Origin of the sequence: Microbispora sp. H13382 (genome assembly GCF_014161445.1) — a bacterium.
Taxonomy (GTDB): Bacteria; Actinomycetota; Actinomycetes; order Streptosporangiales; family Streptosporangiaceae; genus Microbispora.
The window spans coordinates 109,806-125,838 of record NZ_JABBXA010000021.1; the positions used below are offsets into that span (position 1 = coordinate 109,806).

Below are 16,033 nucleotides of genomic sequence, written 5' to 3' on the forward strand. Positions count from 1 at the left end.
CGGAAATCCTCAGTCGTCATGCAGGGGAAACGTCCCGGCGAGGCGGGCCTTGACCGGCTCGGGCAGCAGGATGCCGGTCGCGGTGAGGTTCATCTCCAGATGGACCAGGTCGCGCGTGCTCGGCACCGGCACGATGTCGTCGCCCTGTGCCAGCAGCCAGGCGATGGCCAGCCGGCCCATACCGATGTCCATATCGGCCGCCACCCGCTGGGCTTCGCGCAGCCGCAGAAGCTCGGTCTCCAGGCTCTCCGGTGAGAAGCGCGGGTCGCGGCGGCGCACGTCTCCCGCGGCGAGCTGGACCGGCGAGGTGATCCTGCCGGTCAGGAAGCCCCTGCCGAGCGGCCTGCCGGCGATGACGCCCATCCCCAGCTCGCGCGCCACCGGCAGCAGCTCACGCTCCGCCCGGCGCCGCCACAGGGAGTACTCCACCGCGACCGCGGCGACGGGCCGCGCCGCGTGCGCGCGCCGCAACCGCTTTCCGTCCAGCCCGCGGACGCCGATGTGCGCGATCTTCCCGGCGTCCTGGAGACGGCCGGCGGCCCCCATCGTCTCCTCGATCTGCGCGTCCCCGGCGCCGGGGTCCACCACGAACAGGTCGACCCGCTCGACGCCCAGGCGGGACAGCGAGGCGTCGCAGGCCCTGCCGAGGTCCTCGGGGCGCGAGACGCAGCCGCCCGGTCCCACACCGGGGCCGGCCGCGATCAGGGCCTCGTCACGCCGGTGGGCGACGGCCTTGCCCACCAGGCGCTCGGCCTCGCCGCCGCCGTCGGTCAGGTCGATCAGCGACACGCCGCCGTCGAGCGCGCGCCGGACGACCCGCATCGCCTCGTCGGGGTCGGCAGCGCCGTAGGCGCCGGTCAGCGCGGTGCAGCCGAGCCCGAGGCTCGTGGCGACGAGTCCCTGCCCGCCCAGGCTCACGCGCCGCATGACGCCGCCCGCGACCGGCGTGGCCATGACCGCTTGAAGGGCTTCGATATCGCTTCGTCATTCACGTGGACACCGCTGGAAGTAATGGAGGTATGAGAAACGCGAGGATGCACCCGATACCTCTCGGATTGCACGAGGCGGATTTTCCACCCCTATTTTTCCCCACTGCTACGACCGTTCGTGCTACAAATCCGGCAAATCATCGGCCAGATATGGCGGAATTCCGGCCACGGAACCGCCGAACACGACGAAGCGGCTGGCGAGGTGGCCCGAGTGGGGGTTGCGGGCGCCGTGCCGGACGCCCGGCGGCGCGAAGACGCCGTCGCCGGGCCCCAGGTCCACCCACCGGTCGTGCAGGTAGAACTGCCCCTCACCCTCGAAGACGAAGTACACCGCCTCGTTCTCCTCGTGCGGGCGCACGCCGAGCGTCTCCCCCGGCTGCATGATGCCGCAGCGCAGGCAGAGCCCCGCACGGCCGGCCCCCGGCCGGAACAGGACGTTCGCGGCAGGCGGGGTCAGCCAGGTCTCGCCGTTCCACAGCGAGCGGAACCGGGCCGGGCCGGTGCCGGGCCGGACGCTGCCTGCCGGGCCGCCCTCGGACGGCACGGCGCTCCAGACGTAGACGGTCATCTCCCGGTCGCCGGCCGACAGGGAGTACGTACTGCCGGCGGGCGAGTACAGCGCCGAGGCGGCGCGCATCCGGCTGATCTCGTAGCCGACGGTGCCGACGCCCGCGCCGGCCAGCACGACCGCGATCTGCTCGGCCGCCGCCGCGCCGGGCGGTGACCACTGGCGGCCCGCGGGGATGCGGACCGCCTCGACGGCGGCGTGCCGCGCGCCGACGTGCGGGCCGGTCACCGGGCTGACGAAGCAGTCGCCGTGGCGCCGATACTCCAGCTCCGCCGCCCGCAGCACCGCACCGGCCTCGTGCCTCGTGCCGGTCTCATGCCTGGTGCCGGTCTCATGCCTGGTGCCGGTCTCTTGTCTGGTCAGGTTCATCGGGCTCTCCCGGGTCACACCCGCGCGAGTTCGGCGCGGGCGGCGGAGGGGGTGAGGATCGCGCGGTACTGCCAGATGATCACCAGGCCGAAGACGCCGTACAGCGCGGCCATGCCCCACGGCGGGAGCACCGAGCCGACCGTGATGCACAGCGACGCGACGACCAGGGCCACCCGGATGTTGAGGTTGTAGACCGCCATGTAGCGGGTGCGCGACGCGGCCGGGACCATGTCGGCGAGCAGCGCCTGCCTGACCGGCACGTCCATGAGCTCGCCCACGGTGAGCACCAGCGCGGCCACGAGCAGGACCCAGCCGGTGTCGCTGACGGCCAGCACCATGTATCCGGCGGTGAACAGCCCGGCCCCGGCGTACATCCGGACGCGGTCGGGCACCCGGCGCAGCACCAGGTGCGCGACGAGCGCGAGCGCCACGACGAGCACGGTGTTCTCCGCGCGGAGGATGCCGAGCATCTCCACGCCGTCCACCCGGACCGCCCAGGACCCGATCGCCAGCAAATTCTGCTCCGGCAGGTCCCTGGCCAGCCGTACGCCGATGTAGTTGATCAGTTGCAGCTCGATGGACATGAACAGCGTGGCGGCCACCAGCAACCGGCCGAAGGCGCGGTCCTGGAGCACCAGCCGGTAGCCGGAGGCGAAGTCCCGCAGGATCGAGCCGCGCGGCTGGGCCGCCGCGCCGGTCTCCTCCGGCCCGGTCTGCTCCGGCTTGGTCTCCGCGATCAGGAAGTACGTGGCCGCGGCGATCACGACCGTGCCCCCGGCGGCCAGGGCGAGCAGCAGCGTGAAGTGGCCGTTGTAGAGGAAACCGCCGAGCAGCGCGCCGAAGGCCAGCGCGAGGTTGATCGACCAGTAGTTGATCGTGTAGACGAGCTTGCGGCTCTCGGGGGTCGTGACGTCGAGGATCATCGCGTCGTTGGCGGGCATCGCGAAGCTCGCGGCGAACTTGTTGACGAGGTAGCCGCAGTAGACGAGCGCCGGGCTGTGCCAGGCGGGCGCGTCGGCGACCGCCATGAGCGCGAACGTCAGGCAGACGCCGATTTCGCCGAGCAGGAGCGTGCGCCGCCGCCCGCGGGCGTCGGACATGTGCCCGCCCGCGAGCGTGCCCACGACGCCGAGCACCATGACGGTCACGACCAGCACGCCCGCGACCGCCACGCCGTACTCGAAGGCGAGGTAGATGGCCATGAACGACATGACCATCGAGTCGAGCAGGCGCTGCAGGAACCCGACCGCGATGCGGATCCGCAGATTGGGATGGAGCGCGGACAGGTTCACGGCGCCACGCCCGCCCCGGCCGCGACGGGCTCGGCCACCTCGGCGCGGACGAGCGAGTGGACGTGCCGCGCCCGCGCGACGGCCTGCTCCTCGGTCTCCCCGGTCACCACGACGAAGCCGTGCCGGGTGCGCCAGTCGACCGTCTCCGGGATCCGGTCGCCCGGCCGGAAGGGGAACTCCAGCATGTCCACGAAGTCGAGCGCCCTGGCCTCCTCCACGCCCGCGACGGCGCGAACCTCGCCGGGGGTCAGGCTGAAGTAGGAGATGTGGGCGACCGCCCGGCGCTCCACCGTGCCCGGCGACCTGCCGTCGAGGATCCGGAAGACGGCCCGCTCGATGTCGAGCCCGGTGGCGAGCTGCACCAGGCGCGGGATCTGGTCGCCGCCGAGCCGCGCCTGCGACTCGACGATCCGGGGGCCCGCGGCGGTCCAGATGATCTCGGTGTGGGCCGGGCCGGTCCGGTATCCGGTCAGCCGCAGCATCTCGGCCGTCAGCTCGGCCATCGCCGCCGTGTCGGGCCCCGCCTGCGCGGGATGAACGTGCCCGGCCTCGACGAACAGCGGCGGCGGGCCGAGCACCTTGCGGGTGACTCCCACGATCTGGTGGCGGCCGTGGTCGCTGAGCGACTCCACGCTGTATTCGGGGCCGCGCAGATACTCCTCCACCAGGACCGGCCCGCGGTAGCCGTAGGAGTCGAGCAGCGCGCCCCATTCGGCGACCTGGCCGGGCTCGCGCAGCAGGTACACGCCCCGGCTGCCGGCCAGCTCGGTCGGCTTGACGACCACCGGCAGCTCGAAGCCGCCGAGCAGGCTGGGCACGTCCTGCCAGCGCGCCGCGTGGGCGAACCGTACCGGGGACAGGCCGTGCTCGGCGAGCAGCCGGCGCAGCTGGAGCTTGTCGTTGAGCAGTTCGACCGACCTGGCCGGGTTGACCGCCTTGCCCAGGTCCTCCGCGATGCGGTAGGTGGCGAGCATGCTCTCCTCGGCCCCGATGTGGTAGACGAGGTCGGCGCCGAAGTCGCGCACGGCCTGCCGTACGGACCGGTCGAACGCGACGGGATCGGCGAAGTCGGTCAGCACGAGGGCGTCGGCGAGGTCGGCGATGCCGGCCAGGTAGTCCGGCGTCTGCAGGGTGGGATCCCAGACAGCGCAGATCCGGTGCCCCTCCTCACGGGCCTTGGTGACGAACGCCCGGTAGGGCATGACCATGACGAGGTCGCTCATCCGGGATCCTCCCCTCTTTCTGTGGCAGCGGCCGGGGTCAGTAGGGCAGCTCGCGGCCGGACGGCGTGCGGAGATCGGGCGAGTTCGACTGGGGCTTCCTGGTCGGCTTGCTCACGCGGATGCGACGTGCCATCGAAATCCTCCGAATCCCCGTACGGGCCTGTTTCGCGGGCCCTCTGACCAGCACGTTGGCACGCACGTATGGCCGCCACAACGGCCGCGCACCCTAATGACCAGGCCGGATGACGGAAGGGGCACACGGCCTACAACTTTGGTTACGCCGGAGTGCGACGAAAATTCACACTCGCGCGTAGGCGAAGCTCGGCGCGCGGCTCGGCCCGCGCCGCAGGTAGGTCCACCACGTGAGCCCGGCGAGCAGCACGTAGGAGCCGACGAAGATCCACAGCGCGGGCAGCGACCATCCCGCGTGCTCCTGGGCGACGCGGGCCGCGGCGGCGCCGGTCGCGCCCTTCATCGCGCTCGCCGCGTCGGTGCTCGCCAGGCGGAACACCTGCTGGATCAGGAACCCGCCGAACGCGCCTATCGCCCCGGCGATGCCGATCACCGCCGCGGCTTTGCGCTTGTAGTCCGGCGCGGTCAGCGCCGGGTCGAGACCGCGTGCGGCCGCCTCCCTGCGCCCCAGCTCGCCGAAGATCACCGGGATCATCCGGTACGTCGAGCCGTTGCCCACCCCGGAGCAGGCGAAGACGACCAGGTAGGCGCAGAAGAACAGGCCGAAGTCGTGGCGGATCACCCCGCCCGCCGCCGCGACCGTCGCCGCCACCATCCCGGCGAAGACGGCCAGCGTGACACGGGCCCCGCCGTACCGGTCGGACAGCCGGCCCCCGAGCGGCCGGGCGACCGACCCGGCCAGCGCCCCGACGAAGCCGAGCCCGGCGAGGTAGTCGCGCACGAACGGATGCTGGGCGAGGAACTCCGGGAACGTCGTCCTGATCACCAGCGGCAGCGCGAAGGAGAACCCGATGAACGAGCCGAACGTGCCGACGTAGAGCAGCGACACGATCCAGGTCTGCCCGTGCCGCAGCGCCGCGGCATACGACCGGGGGTCGGCCTTGGCCTCGGCGAGGCCGTCCATGAACAGCCAGGCGCAGACCGCGGCCACCACGATGAACGGCATCCAGATCAGCCCGGCGTACGCGAGGTGGACCCGCGTTCCCGACGCCGCCACGGGCACCCCGGCGACGACCACCAGCGGCACCAGGAGCTGGACGACCGCGACGCCGAGGTTGCCGCCCGCCGCGTTGAGGCCGAGCGCGAAGCCCTTGCGCCGCTCGGGATAGAAGAACGAGATGTTCGCCATCGAGGAGGAGAAGTTGCCGCCGCCGACGCCGGCCACGGCGGCGCAGGCGAGCAGGATCCAGAACCTCGTGTCGTGGTCCTGCGCGGCCAGCCAGCCGCTCGGCACGACGAACGCCAGCAGCGAGGACGGGATCAGCAGCAGCACCGCCGAGATCGTCGTCCACACCCGGCCGCCGAAGCGCGGCACCGCGAACGTGTACGGGATCCGGATCGCCGCGCCCACCAGGTTGGGCGCGGAGACGAGCCAGAACGACTCCGACACGCTCATCGGCAGCCCCGCGGCGGGCAGGCTCAGCACCACCACGGACCACAGCACCCAGATCGCGAAGCCCAGGTGCTCGGTGAAGACCGACAGGATCAGGTTGCGCCGGGCCACCCGGCGTCCGGTGGTCTCCCAGAACTCCTCGTCCTCCGGGTTCCAGTGCTCGATCCAGCCGCGGCCGCGCCGGGCGGCCCTGGTTCGCGCGCTCATGTGCGTCTCCTCGTCAGGTTCTCGGGAGTCATGCGTTCTCGCAGGTCAGGCGTTCTCGGGAGTCATGCGTTCTGGAGTCGGGCGTTTCCCGGGTCAGGCGTTCTCGGACTCGGCGAGCCAGCGGGCGATGCCGCACACCGCGTCGGCGCAGGTGCCGCACCCCGTGGTCGCCCGGGTGGCGGAGGCGAGGGCGGTCACGTCACGGGCCCCCGACCGCCACGCGGCGGCCAGGGCGTCCTTGCTGACCGTGTTGCAGCGGCACACCACGCTCGTCCCCGGCAGCGCCGCCACGTTCCCGTCGCCGGAGGCGGCGCCCTCGCCGTACGGCATGGCCCGGCCGAGCAGCAGCGCGAGCCGGTCGGGCGGCACGGGCAGGCCGCGGTCGTAGAACTGCGTGATCGCGGCGGCGGCGTCGGGCACGCCTATCGCGATGGCCCCCGCCACCCGCTCGTCGCGGACGACGAGCTTGGCGTAGCGGCCCCGGGCCGGCTCGCTCAGCCACAGCACCTCGGCGCGCGGGTCGTCCGGCGCGGCGTGCACGTCGCCCAGCGCGGCCAGGTCAACCCCGCTCGCCTTGAGCCGGGTGACCACCTTCGTGCCGCGGTACGGCGACCGCGTGCCGGTGAGCAGCGCGGCCAGCGCGGCGGCCTGCTCCCACGCGGGCTGCACCAGGCCGGGCACCGTGCCGGGGTGCCGCGCGCAGTCGCCGATCGCGTGGATCAGCGGGTCGCTCGTGCGCAGGTCGTCGTCGACCAGCACGCCGCCGTCGACGGCGAGCCCGGCGGCGGACGCCTGCGCGGTCTGCGGGCGCACCCCGGCCGCCACGACGAGGAGGTCGGCGGGAACCAGCCGGCCGTCGTCCAGCTTGAGCCCGTCGCCCGGCAGGTAGCGGGCCGCCCGCGAGTTCAGCAGCACCCGCACGCCGAGGCCGCCCAGGACCCGGGCGAGCACCTGGCCCGCGCCGTGGTCGAGCTGGCGCTCCATGAGGTGGCCGGTGTGGTGGACGACGGTGACCGCGTTGCCGCGCGCCGCCAGGCCCCTGGCCGCCTCCAGGCCGAGCAGGCCGCCGCCGAGCACGGCCACCCGCACGCCGCCCCGCGCGCCGGCCGTGATCGCGGCGCAGTCGTCCAGCGTGCGGAACGTCGCCACGCCGGGGGCCGGACCCCCGTCGTCGCCGATCAGGCCCTCCACCGGCGGCACCCACGCGCGGGCGCCAGTGGCCAGCACGAGCACGTCGTAGCCGACCCGTGTGCCGTCGTCGAGCGCGACGCCGCGCCCGGCGCGGTCGATCGACACGACCGTCCGGCCCCGCCGCACCTCGACGCCGTGCCCGGCGCCCCAGCCCTCCTCCTGCAGCCGCACCGACTCGGCGGACATCGCGCCCGCCAGCACGTTCGACAGCAGGACCCGGTTGTACGGCGGGTGCGGCTCGTCCCCGATCGCGACGATCGCGACGCGCTCCCCCGCCGGGTCCCGGCGGCGGATCTCCTCCGCCAGCCGGGCGCCGGCCATGCCGTAGCCGGCGATCACGACCCTGGTGACACCGGTCATCGCGCGGCCTCCCGTTCCGCCGCCGGCGACAGCCGTACGGCGCAGACCTTGAATTCGGGCATCCGGCTGACGGGATCGAGCGCCGGATTGGTCACGAGGTTGGCGCGCTGGGCGCCCGGAAAGTGGAACGGCAGGAAGATCACGTCGGGCCGCATCGACGGCACGCAGCGCACCGTCGCGAGGGTCCGCCCGCGCCTGCCGACGACCGCCGCCGCCGCGCCGTCCCGCAGCCCGGCCCGCCGCGCGGTGTCCGGGTGCACCTCGACGTACGCCTCGGGCACGGCCGCGCGGAGCTCCTCCACACGCCGGGTCTGCGCGCCCGACTGGTAGTGCTGGAGCACCCGCCCGGTGATGGCGTAGAGGGGGAACTCCTCGTCCGGCGGCTCGGCCGGCCCTCTGTGGTCCACGGGGACGAACCTGGCCCGCCCGTCGGGGTGGGCGAACCGGTCCAGGAACAGCCGCGGCGTCCCCCGGTGTCCGGGCCGGCGGGGTATCGGCCACTGCAGCCGCTCCCCGGCCCGCAGCCGGTCCCACGTCACGCCCGAGTAGTCGGCCGGGCCGTCCTCCGAGGCCGCCCGCAGCTCGGTGAACACCGTCTCGGGGTCGGCGGGGAAGCGCTCCGCCGGCTGCCCGAGCCGTACGGCGAGGTCGTGCAGGACCTCCAGGTCGGTGCGCACCCCGGGCGGCGGGGCGAGCGCGCGGCGGCGCAGCAGCACGCGCCCTTCGATGTTGGTCATCGTGCCGTCCTCCTCGGCCCACTGCGTGATCGGCAGCACCACGTCGGCGGCCCTGGCGGTCTCCGACAGCACGAGGTCGGCGACCACGAGGAGGTCGAGCGCGGCCAGCCGGTCGGCCACCCGGCCCGCGTGCGGCGCCGAGACCACCGGGTTGCTGCCGAAGACCAGCAGCGCGGACGGGCCGTCCGGCGTGCCGAGCGCGTCGAGCAGCTCGAACGCCGACCGTCCCGGGCCGGGCAGCGCGGAGGGCTCGATCCCCCACACCCGCGCCACGTGCGCGCGGGCCGCCGGGTCGTCGATCCGCCGGTAGCCGGGGAGCTGGTCGGCCTTCTGCCCCTGCTCGCGCCCGCCCTGCCCGTTGCCCTGGCCGGTCAGGCAGCCCCAGCCCGAGCCCCGGCGGCCGGGCAGGCCCAGCGCGAGCGCCAGGTTGATCCAGGCCCCGACCGTGTCCACACCCGTGGCGTGCTGCTCCGCGCCGCGCGCGGTCAGCACGTACGCGCTCGCGGCCCCGGCCAGGATCGCGGCGGCCCTGCGCTGGTCGGCGGCGGCGACGCCGGTCACCCGCTCCACCCGCTCGGGCCACCAGCCGGCGGCCACCCGCCAGGCCTCCTCGAATCCCGTCGTACGGCCGGCGACGTACGCGTGGTCGAGGTGCCCGTCGGCCACGGCGGCGTGCAGGATGCCGAGCGCCAGCGCGAGGTCGGTGCCGGGGGCCGGCGCGAGGTGCAGCGCGGCGCGCTCGGCCGTGGGGGTGCGCCGGGGATCGACCACGATCAGTCCGCCGGCGTCCACGGCACGGCGCAGGTGCGACATGAACGGCGGCATGGTCTCGGCCGGGTTGGCCCCGGCGAGCAGCACCGCGTCCGCGCCGTCCAGGTCGGCCAGGGGGAACGGCAGCCCCCGGTCGAGGCCGAAGGCGCGGTGCGCCGCGGCCGCCGCCGACGACATGCAGAACCTGCCGTTGTAGTCCACCTGGGAGGTGCCGAGCGCCACCCGGGCGAACTTGCCGAGCAGATAAGCCTTCTCGTTGGTGAGCCCGCCGCCGCCGAAGACCGCCACGGCGTCCGGCCCTCGTGCCGCGACGATCTCCTTGATCCTGCGGGCGACCAGGCCGAGGGCCTCGTCCCAGCTCGCCGGGCGCAGCGTCCCGCCGTCCCGGACGAGCGGCGTGGTGAGCCGGGCCGGCGAGCCGAGCAGGGCCGCGGCGGTCCAGCCCTTCTGGCACAGGCCGCCCTCGGACGGGTCGCGGGGCCGCACCCGGACCGAGGCGCGGCCCGCCGGGCTGAGGGTCATGCCGCACTGCAACGCGCAGTACGGGCAGTGAGTGTCGACGGCACCGACAGCGGCGTCCGCCGGGCGCGTGCTCGTCGCCGCGCGCATCGCTCCACCTCCTCGACCGGCACTCGTAAGCAGCCGGGCCGGACTAGACGACGTCGGGGGTGAGGGCGTCGTGGATCCCGGAGTAGTCGGCGGCCGGGGCGGGGGCCAGCCGGCGGCCGACGCCGAGCGCGAGCATCTCCAGCCGGTTCATCAGCCGGGCGAAGTCCTCGGGCAGCAGCGCCTGCTTGCCGTCGCACAGCGCCTGCTCGGGCTGGACGTGCACGTCGATCAGCAGGGCGTCCGCGCCGGCCGCCACGGCGGCCAGCGTGAGGGGTTCGATGAGCTCGGGGATGCCGAGCGAGTGACTGGGGTCGACCATCACCGGCAGATGGGTGCGCCGCTTGAGCAGCGCCACCGCCGACAGGTCGAGCGTGAAGCGGGTGGCCCCCTCGAACGTCCTGATCCCCCGCTCGCACAGCACGACCTGGTCGTTGCCCTCGGCCAGGAGATACTCGGCCGCGGTGAGCAGTTCGTCGACCGTGCAGCCGAAGCCGCGCTTGAGCACGACCGGCATGCCGCTGCGGCCCACCTCGATCAGCAGCTCGAAGTTCTGCATGTTGCGAGTACCGATCTGGAAGCCGTCGACCACCTCGGCCATCCGGTCGACGTGCCGGGGGTCGACGACCTCGGTGAGGATCGGCAGGCCGGTCTCCTCCCTGGCCTGCGCCAGGAGCTCCAGGCCCGCCCACTTGAGGCCCTGGAAGGAGTACGGCGTGGTGCGCGGCTTGAACGCGCCGCCGCGCAGGCCGACCGCGCCGTGCCGGGCGACGGCGGCGGCCGTGGACATCATCTGCCCGGGGTTCTCCACCGCGCAGGGTCCGGCGAAGACCGCGATGTCCCCGTCCCCGACCACGGCGGAGCCGATGGACACGACCGTGCCCGAGGGGAACAGCTCGCGCCGGCCGAGCCGGAAGCCGCCGCCCGCCCGTACGGTCTGCCGCGGCCGGGGCAGGTCGGCCGGGGCGGGCAGCAGCGTGGCGGGCCCCTGGGCCACTATCACGTCCGCTCCGCCCAGCCGGTAGGTCCTGGCCGTGGTTCCGGTGGAGTCGAAGTGCCGGGCCCACCCGGCGAAGCCGGACGGATCGATCGTCGAGTCGAACACCAGCAACAGCTCGGCGTCAGTCATGGGAATCCTCTCCACATCCATGTGGTCGGGTCTGGCATGGGGGTCGGGCCGGCGGTCGCTTCCGCGTGCACGCCGCCGGGCCGGGCCTTGGGGGGACCTCCGGCCCGGCGGCGCGGATCAGGTGCGGATCGCGTGCCGATCGCGGGATCGGGCGTCGGGTGTGGGGGATCAGACGAAGACGTCGGTGAGGATCGTGCCGAGCGACTTGCCGCCGTTCTCGCGGATGTAGGTGGACAGCGAGCTGTACTTCTCCCGCAGCCGGCGCTTGAGGACCTTGCCGGTGACGCCGACCGGGAAGTCCTCGTCGTTGCGCGCGACCTCCAGCATGGTCAGCTCGGGGTGACCGGCGGCCTTCAGCTTCTCGTTCGCCTCGTTGAGCAGCCTCTGCGCGTCCGGCCTGGCGGCGCTGGACGTCACGACCGCCACCGGGACCGTGCGGCCGCGGTGGATGCCCGCCACCACGGCGCAGTCGAGGACCTCGGGCAGGTCGTTGAGCAGCAGCTCCTCCATGAAGACCGAGTAGCCGGTGCCGCTCGGGGTCTCGATCGCGTCCACCGCCCGGTCGACCTGGAAGTAGTTGCCCGCCTCGTCGCGGTAGGCCATGTCGCCGGTCAGCCAGTAGCCCGACAGCTTGCTGCGGTAGGTGGTGTCGGAGTCGCTCCAGTATCCGGCGGTGATCGCCGGGCCCTTCGCGCCGAGCAGCCCGACCTCGTTGACGTCGGCGACCGTGCCGTCCCTGCGCAGCACCGCGACCTCGGCGACGCCGACCGGCTTGCCCACGCACCGGTCGTTGCGCTCGTCGGCCAGCGTGCGGACCTTCAGCAGCACGCCCCAGCCCAGCTCGGTGGTGCCGAGGCGGTCGAAGAACGCGGCCGGCGGCAGCGACGGGTCGCGCATGGCCAGGATGCCCTTGATGTGCTTCTCGTGGACCGCGTCGCCGATGGAGATCCAGACGTTGACCGAGTCGATCGCCCCGGCCGGCAGGTCCGCGCCCGCCAGCTCGGCGTACGCGTGGCCGAAGGCCATGACGGTCGTCGGGCGGTACTTCTCGACGGCCTTGGCCAGCTCGGGGCCGCTGGTGTCGAACCAGGGCACGAGGGGGGTGCCGCCCAGCACGGCGTACGTCGTGTAGGCGATGCAGCCGAGGTGCGACTGCGGCAGCGCGGTCATCATCACGGCGCCCGGCTGCTCGTGGTGGTCCACGAGGCGGAAGCGGGGTCCGGCCACACACGAGCGGTGGGTCTGGATGACCGGCTTGGGCCGCCCGGTGGTGCCGGAGGAGTGCAGGATCGAGACCGGGTCCTCACCGACGTGGCGGAAGCGGGCCTCCTCCGGCAGCGCCGCGTGCGGCGGCGCCGGCAGCTCCTCGGCCACCTGCGTCCACCGCAGGCCGGGCAGCAGGTGGAACTCCTCGCCGAGGATCTCCAGGTGGGCGAGGTCGGTGTACATGCCGACCGGGTTGGTCTGGCGGCACAGCTCGGTGGCGATGTACCGCGACGCCTTGCTGTTGACCAGCACCGCCACCGCGCCGATCTGGGCCAGCGCGTAGAAGTGCAGGGAGTAGGCGAAGGAGTCCTCCAGGTAGATGGCCACGCGGTCGCGGGGGCGTACGCCCTGCCGCAGGTACCACACCGACCAGCTCTGGGCCAGCTCGTCCAGCTCCAGCAGGCTGAACTCGGTCTGCTGCTCACCCCGGGTGTTGGTCAGCGGCCGGCCCAGGTGGATGAACGGCAGCTCCGGGTGCGGGTTCGCCTCGATGGCCTTCGTCAGCAGGTTGCCGCCGCCGAGGTCCGGGTCCGCGGCGAACCTGGCGCGCTGCTCCGGCGTGAGGACGGTCTCGTGGGAGATGGTCATCGGTCTCACCTTTCAGTCGTGACAGGGCGTGACGTGCTCGTAGAGGGTTTGGGCTCGTACGGGCCCAGGGCGTGCTCAGGGGGGCGCAGTGCGCCGAACATGCCGGCGCAGGTGTCGCGGTAGAAGCCGAGATCGGGGCCGAGGAGTTCGCGCAGCCCGCCCAGGGCCGCCGCGAACTCCGCCTCCCCGTCCGCCGGGCCGTCGAGGAGGCCGGCGAGTGTGCGTACGCCTTCCGCGAGCGCCGCGCGGGCGGCGGCGGCCTGCGGGTTGGCCGACTGGACGTCCCAGTAGACCTCCGGGGTGCCCGAGGCGATCCGGGCCAGCAGTGCGAGCATCGTGGCGTGCGGCGGCGGGGCGACGGCGGCCAGTTCGGCGATGCCGACGCCGAGGCGGGCCAGCGCGAAGCCGAACGACAGCACCGCCGCGTGGGTGAGCGCCTGGGTCGCCGCGGCCAGCCTGTCGTGCTCGTGCGCGCCGAGCCGTACGGCACGGCCGCCCCAGCTCTCGACCAGCCGCAGCAGCGCCCGGGTCCGGGGACCGTCGTGGACCACGACGGCGGCGACCGGCCGCCCGGCGAAGCCGAGCGAGGGGGCGAACATCGGGTTGAGGCCGGCCGCCTCGACGTCCCCGGCGTGCGCCCGGATCGCCTCGGCGATCGGGCCCTTGACCGAGAGCGTGTCGGCGAGCAGCGCGCCCGGCCGCATCGCGGCGGCGACCTGTTTCACCGCCGCCAGGGCCACCGGCTCGGGCACCGCGAGCAGGACGAGGTCGGCCCGCCCGATCTCCACGGCGAGATCGGGCCCGATGTCCGTGATGTCGCCTCGCAGGAACCTCGGTTCCCCGGCGCTGTGCTGGTCGGCGCTGGGCTGGTCGGCGCTGGGCTGGCCGGCGCCGGGCGCGGGGTCGACGACGACCACCTCGGCGCCGGACCGCAGCAGGTGCCCGGCGAACAGGCCGCCCACCGCGCCCGCGCCACCCACGACGACACAGCGCCGCAGCAGGTCCGTCTCCCCGCGGGTCATGGTCAGGCCCCCACGGTCTGGGCCGCGGTGGCCAGCACCGCGGTGATCATGGCGCGGGACTTGACGACGGTCTCCTCGAACTCCTCCTCGGGGTCCGACAGGGCGACGATCGCGCCGCCGACGCCGAAGCTGACCCGGTCCCGGGTGGCGACGAGGGTGCGGATGATGATGCTGAGGTCGGCGGCCCCGCCCAGGGAGAACCAGCCGAGCGCGCCGGAGTAGGCGCCGCGCGGGCCCTCCTCCAGCCGGTCGATGATCTCCATGGTGCGGATCTTGGGCGCGCCCGTCATCGACCCGCCGGGGAAGGCCGCCCGCACGCAGCTCACCACCGACTCCTCCGGGCGCAGCGTGCCGCGGATGGTGGAGACGAGCTGGTGGACCGGCGCGTACGTCTCGACGTGGAACAGCCGGGGCACGTGCACCGACCCGACCTCGCAGACCGTGTTGAGGTCGTTGCGGATCAGATCGACGATCATGAGGTTCTCCGCGCGGTCCTTCTCGCGGCTGAGCAGGTCGTGGCGGAGCGCCTCGTCCTCCTCGGGCGTCGCGCCGCGCGGCCGGGTGCCCTTGATCGGCTTGGACTCGGCGACCCGGTCGGGGCCGATCGTCATGAACCGCTCGGGCGAGGCGCTCATCACCGCGACGTCGGGGAAGTCGAGCAGCGCGCCGTACGGCACCGGGCTGATCGTCCGCAGGTGGCTGTAGGTCCGCAGCGGGTCGATCTCGGCGCGGACGGTGACGGCGTTGGTCAGGCAGATCTCGTAGGACTCGCCGTGGTAGATCTCCTCCAGGCAGTCGCCGATCCGGCTGAGGTAGCCCTGCTTGTCGTGCCGCAGCTCCACCGCGTCCGCGATGGCCGGGTCGGTCATGCCGACCCCGGTGAACGCGGCCGGCTCGGACGGCTCACGCCTGGGCAGGGAGAACAGCCGGGCTCCCGTCTCGTCCAGCCAGGCGAGTGCGTCGCCGGCGTCCGGTCCCCCGTCCTTCGTGAGCGCGAGCAGGTAGCTGACGCCCTCCACGTCGTCGAGCACGAGCATCCGGTCGGCGAACAGCAGCGCCGCGTCGGGCTCCTCGGCCTGGTGCGCGGCCTGGCCGCCCGCCTCCGCCTTGAGCTCGTAGCCCAGGTAACCGACGTACCCGAGGTTGAAGTCGAACGGCAGGCCCTCGCTCGCGGGCACCGCGCGCTCGCGCAGCCGCTCGTCCAGGTACTCGAAGAACGGCTGCTCGACGCGCTGCGCTGACCCGCCGGACCGCCTGACGGTCACCGCTCCCTCCGCCACCCGGTAGGTGACGTACTCGGCGAGCGGCCCGGAGCCGTCGCCCATGAACGAGAACCGCGACAGCCCCTCGATCACGGAGCTGCTGTCGAGCCAGAAGCCGTGCTCCTTGCCCGCGAACAGCTCGCGGTAGGCGGTCTCCGCGTCCGGCAGCAGCGGCAGCCTGCGCACATGCACCCGGTACGGCGAGCGGGCGGCCGCGGCGGCCTCCTGCCTGGCCCGGCGATGGGCCAGCGCGAGGTCGCGGAAGTTCGCCAGCAGCTCGCGGCCGTGCTCGCTGCTGATCGACTCGGGGTGGAACTGCACGCCCCAGACGGGCTCGGTGCGGTGCCGGACCCCCATGACCACGCCGTCGTCGGTCCAGGCCACGGCCTCCAGCTCGTCCGGCAGGTCGGTGGCCGCCAGCGAGTGGTAGCGCACGACCGAGAACGGCGAGGGCAGGCCGGCGAAGATGTCGGCCCCGGTGTGGCGCACCTGCGAGACGCGGCCGTGCATCGGCTGCGGCGCGTGGGTGACGGTCCCGCCGAACAGGTGGCAGATGCCCTGGTGGCCGAGGCAGACGCCGAGCACGGGCAGCCCGCTCTCACGGATGGCCCGCGCGCTGACGCCGAAGTCGCGGGCCCGCTCGGGCCGGCCGGGCCCGGGGGAGATCACGACGCTGTCGAACTCGTGGATCGGCACCTGCGACCAGTCGGCGTCGTTGCGCACCACGACCGGGGGCTGCCCGTTCACCTCGCCCAGGAGCTGATAGAGGTTGTAGGTGAACGAGTCGTAATTGTCGATCAGGATCGTTCTCATTCCGGGGTTCCTCCAAGCCGTGTCGGAATAGCCGGGTGAGCCGCCGGCGTCGCGC

General features: G+C 73.5%; 11 protein-coding genes. All 11 read right to left on the reverse strand.

Annotated elements, in window-relative coordinates:
- Positions 1 to 9 precede the first annotated feature (9 nt).
- The 11 genes from HHX41_RS32265 to pabB all read right to left on the reverse strand — a co-directional run bounded on the left by HHX41_RS32265 (position 10) and on the right by pabB (position 15,978).
- Complete coding sequence (locus tag HHX41_RS32265; RefSeq protein WP_182908962.1) at positions 10 to 954, reverse strand: aldo/keto reductase; 945 nt, start codon at positions 952 to 954, stop codon at positions 10 to 12.
- A gap of 156 nt (positions 955 to 1,110) precedes the next feature.
- Entirely contained in the window at positions 1,111 to 1,926 is an 816-nt protein-coding gene (locus HHX41_RS39900) for a cupin domain-containing protein (RefSeq protein ID WP_220504612.1), read from the reverse strand.
- A gap of 14 nt (positions 1,927 to 1,940) precedes the next feature.
- Entirely contained in the window at positions 1,941 to 3,218 is a 1,278-nt protein-coding gene (locus tag HHX41_RS32275; RefSeq protein WP_169981586.1) for an MFS transporter, read from the reverse strand.
- Complete coding sequence (locus tag HHX41_RS32280; protein WP_182908963.1) at positions 3,215 to 4,441, reverse strand: ATP-grasp domain-containing protein; 1,227 nt, start codon at positions 4,439 to 4,441, stop codon at positions 3,215 to 3,217. Before HHX41_RS32280 ends, HHX41_RS32275 begins: the two co-directional genes overlap by 4 nt.
- Positions 4,442 to 4,739: 298 nt before the next feature.
- Positions 4,740 to 6,233 (reverse strand): MFS transporter, encoded by a 1,494-nt coding sequence (locus tag HHX41_RS32285; protein ID WP_182908964.1) that lies wholly within the window; start codon positions 6,231 to 6,233, stop codon positions 4,740 to 4,742.
- Positions 6,234 to 6,326: 93 nt separating this feature from the next.
- Positions 6,327 to 7,784 carry an FAD-dependent oxidoreductase gene (locus HHX41_RS32290; RefSeq protein ID WP_182908965.1) on the reverse strand — a complete coding sequence of 486 codons (1,458 nt, stop codon included), beginning with the start codon at positions 7,782 to 7,784 and terminating at the stop codon, positions 6,327 to 6,329.
- Positions 7,781 to 9,901 (reverse strand): molybdopterin oxidoreductase family protein, encoded by a 2,121-nt coding sequence (locus tag HHX41_RS32295; RefSeq protein ID WP_182908966.1) that lies wholly within the window; start codon positions 9,899 to 9,901, stop codon positions 7,781 to 7,783. The genes HHX41_RS32290 and HHX41_RS32295 overlap by 4 nt, the downstream gene beginning before the upstream one ends.
- Positions 9,902 to 9,944: 43 nt before the next feature.
- Positions 9,945 to 11,027 (reverse strand): 3-deoxy-7-phosphoheptulonate synthase, encoded by a 1,083-nt coding sequence (aroF, locus tag HHX41_RS32300; RefSeq protein ID WP_169981581.1) that lies wholly within the window; start codon positions 11,025 to 11,027, stop codon positions 9,945 to 9,947.
- A gap of 168 nt (positions 11,028 to 11,195) precedes the next feature.
- Entirely contained in the window at positions 11,196 to 12,881 is a 1,686-nt protein-coding gene (locus tag HHX41_RS32305) for a class I adenylate-forming enzyme family protein (RefSeq protein ID WP_169981580.1), read from the reverse strand.
- A 5-nt stretch (positions 12,882 to 12,886) separates the two neighbouring features.
- A complete protein-coding gene (locus tag HHX41_RS32310; protein WP_182908967.1) occupies positions 12,887 to 13,903 on the reverse strand; it encodes a prephenate dehydrogenase/arogenate dehydrogenase family protein in 1,017 nt (338 codons plus the stop codon).
- Between the two features lie 2 nt (positions 13,904 to 13,905).
- On the reverse strand, positions 13,906 to 15,978 hold the full coding sequence (gene pabB, locus HHX41_RS32315; RefSeq protein WP_182908968.1) for an aminodeoxychorismate synthase component I: 2,073 nt from the start codon (positions 15,976 to 15,978) through the stop codon (positions 13,906 to 13,908).
- Positions 15,979 to 16,033 lie beyond the last annotated feature (55 nt).

What these genes read in the sequence shown, in the direction of transcription:
- HHX41_RS32290 (WP_182908965.1), bottom strand. Translation starts at nt 7,784, where the DNA reads ATGACCGGTGTCACCAGGGTCGTGATCGCCGGCTACGGCATGGCCGGC.
- HHX41_RS39900 (WP_220504612.1), bottom strand. Translation starts at nt 1,926, where the DNA reads ATGAACCTGACCAGACAAGAGACCGGCACCAGGCATGAGACCGGCACC.
- aroF (WP_169981581.1), bottom strand. Translation starts at nt 11,027, where the DNA reads ATGACTGACGCCGAGCTGTTGCTGGTGTTCGACTCGACGATCGATCCG.
- HHX41_RS32305 (WP_169981580.1), bottom strand. Translation starts at nt 12,881, where the DNA reads ATGACCATCTCCCACGAGACCGTCCTCACGCCGGAGCAGCGCGCCAGG.
- HHX41_RS32295 (WP_182908966.1), bottom strand. Translation starts at nt 9,901, where the DNA reads ATGCGCGCGGCGACGAGCACGCGCCCGGCGGACGCCGCTGTCGGTGCC.
- HHX41_RS32310 (WP_182908967.1), bottom strand. Translation starts at nt 13,903, where the DNA reads ATGACCCGCGGGGAGACGGACCTGCTGCGGCGCTGTGTCGTCGTGGGT.
- HHX41_RS32280 (WP_182908963.1), bottom strand. Translation starts at nt 4,441, where the DNA reads ATGAGCGACCTCGTCATGGTCATGCCCTACCGGGCGTTCGTCACCAAG.
- HHX41_RS32265 (WP_182908962.1), bottom strand. Translation starts at nt 954, where the DNA reads ATGGCCACGCCGGTCGCGGGCGGCGTCATGCGGCGCGTGAGCCTGGGC.
- HHX41_RS32285 (WP_182908964.1), bottom strand. Translation starts at nt 6,233, where the DNA reads ATGAGCGCGCGAACCAGGGCCGCCCGGCGCGGCCGCGGCTGGATCGAG.
- pabB (WP_182908968.1), bottom strand. Translation starts at nt 15,978, where the DNA reads ATGAGAACGATCCTGATCGACAATTACGACTCGTTCACCTACAACCTC.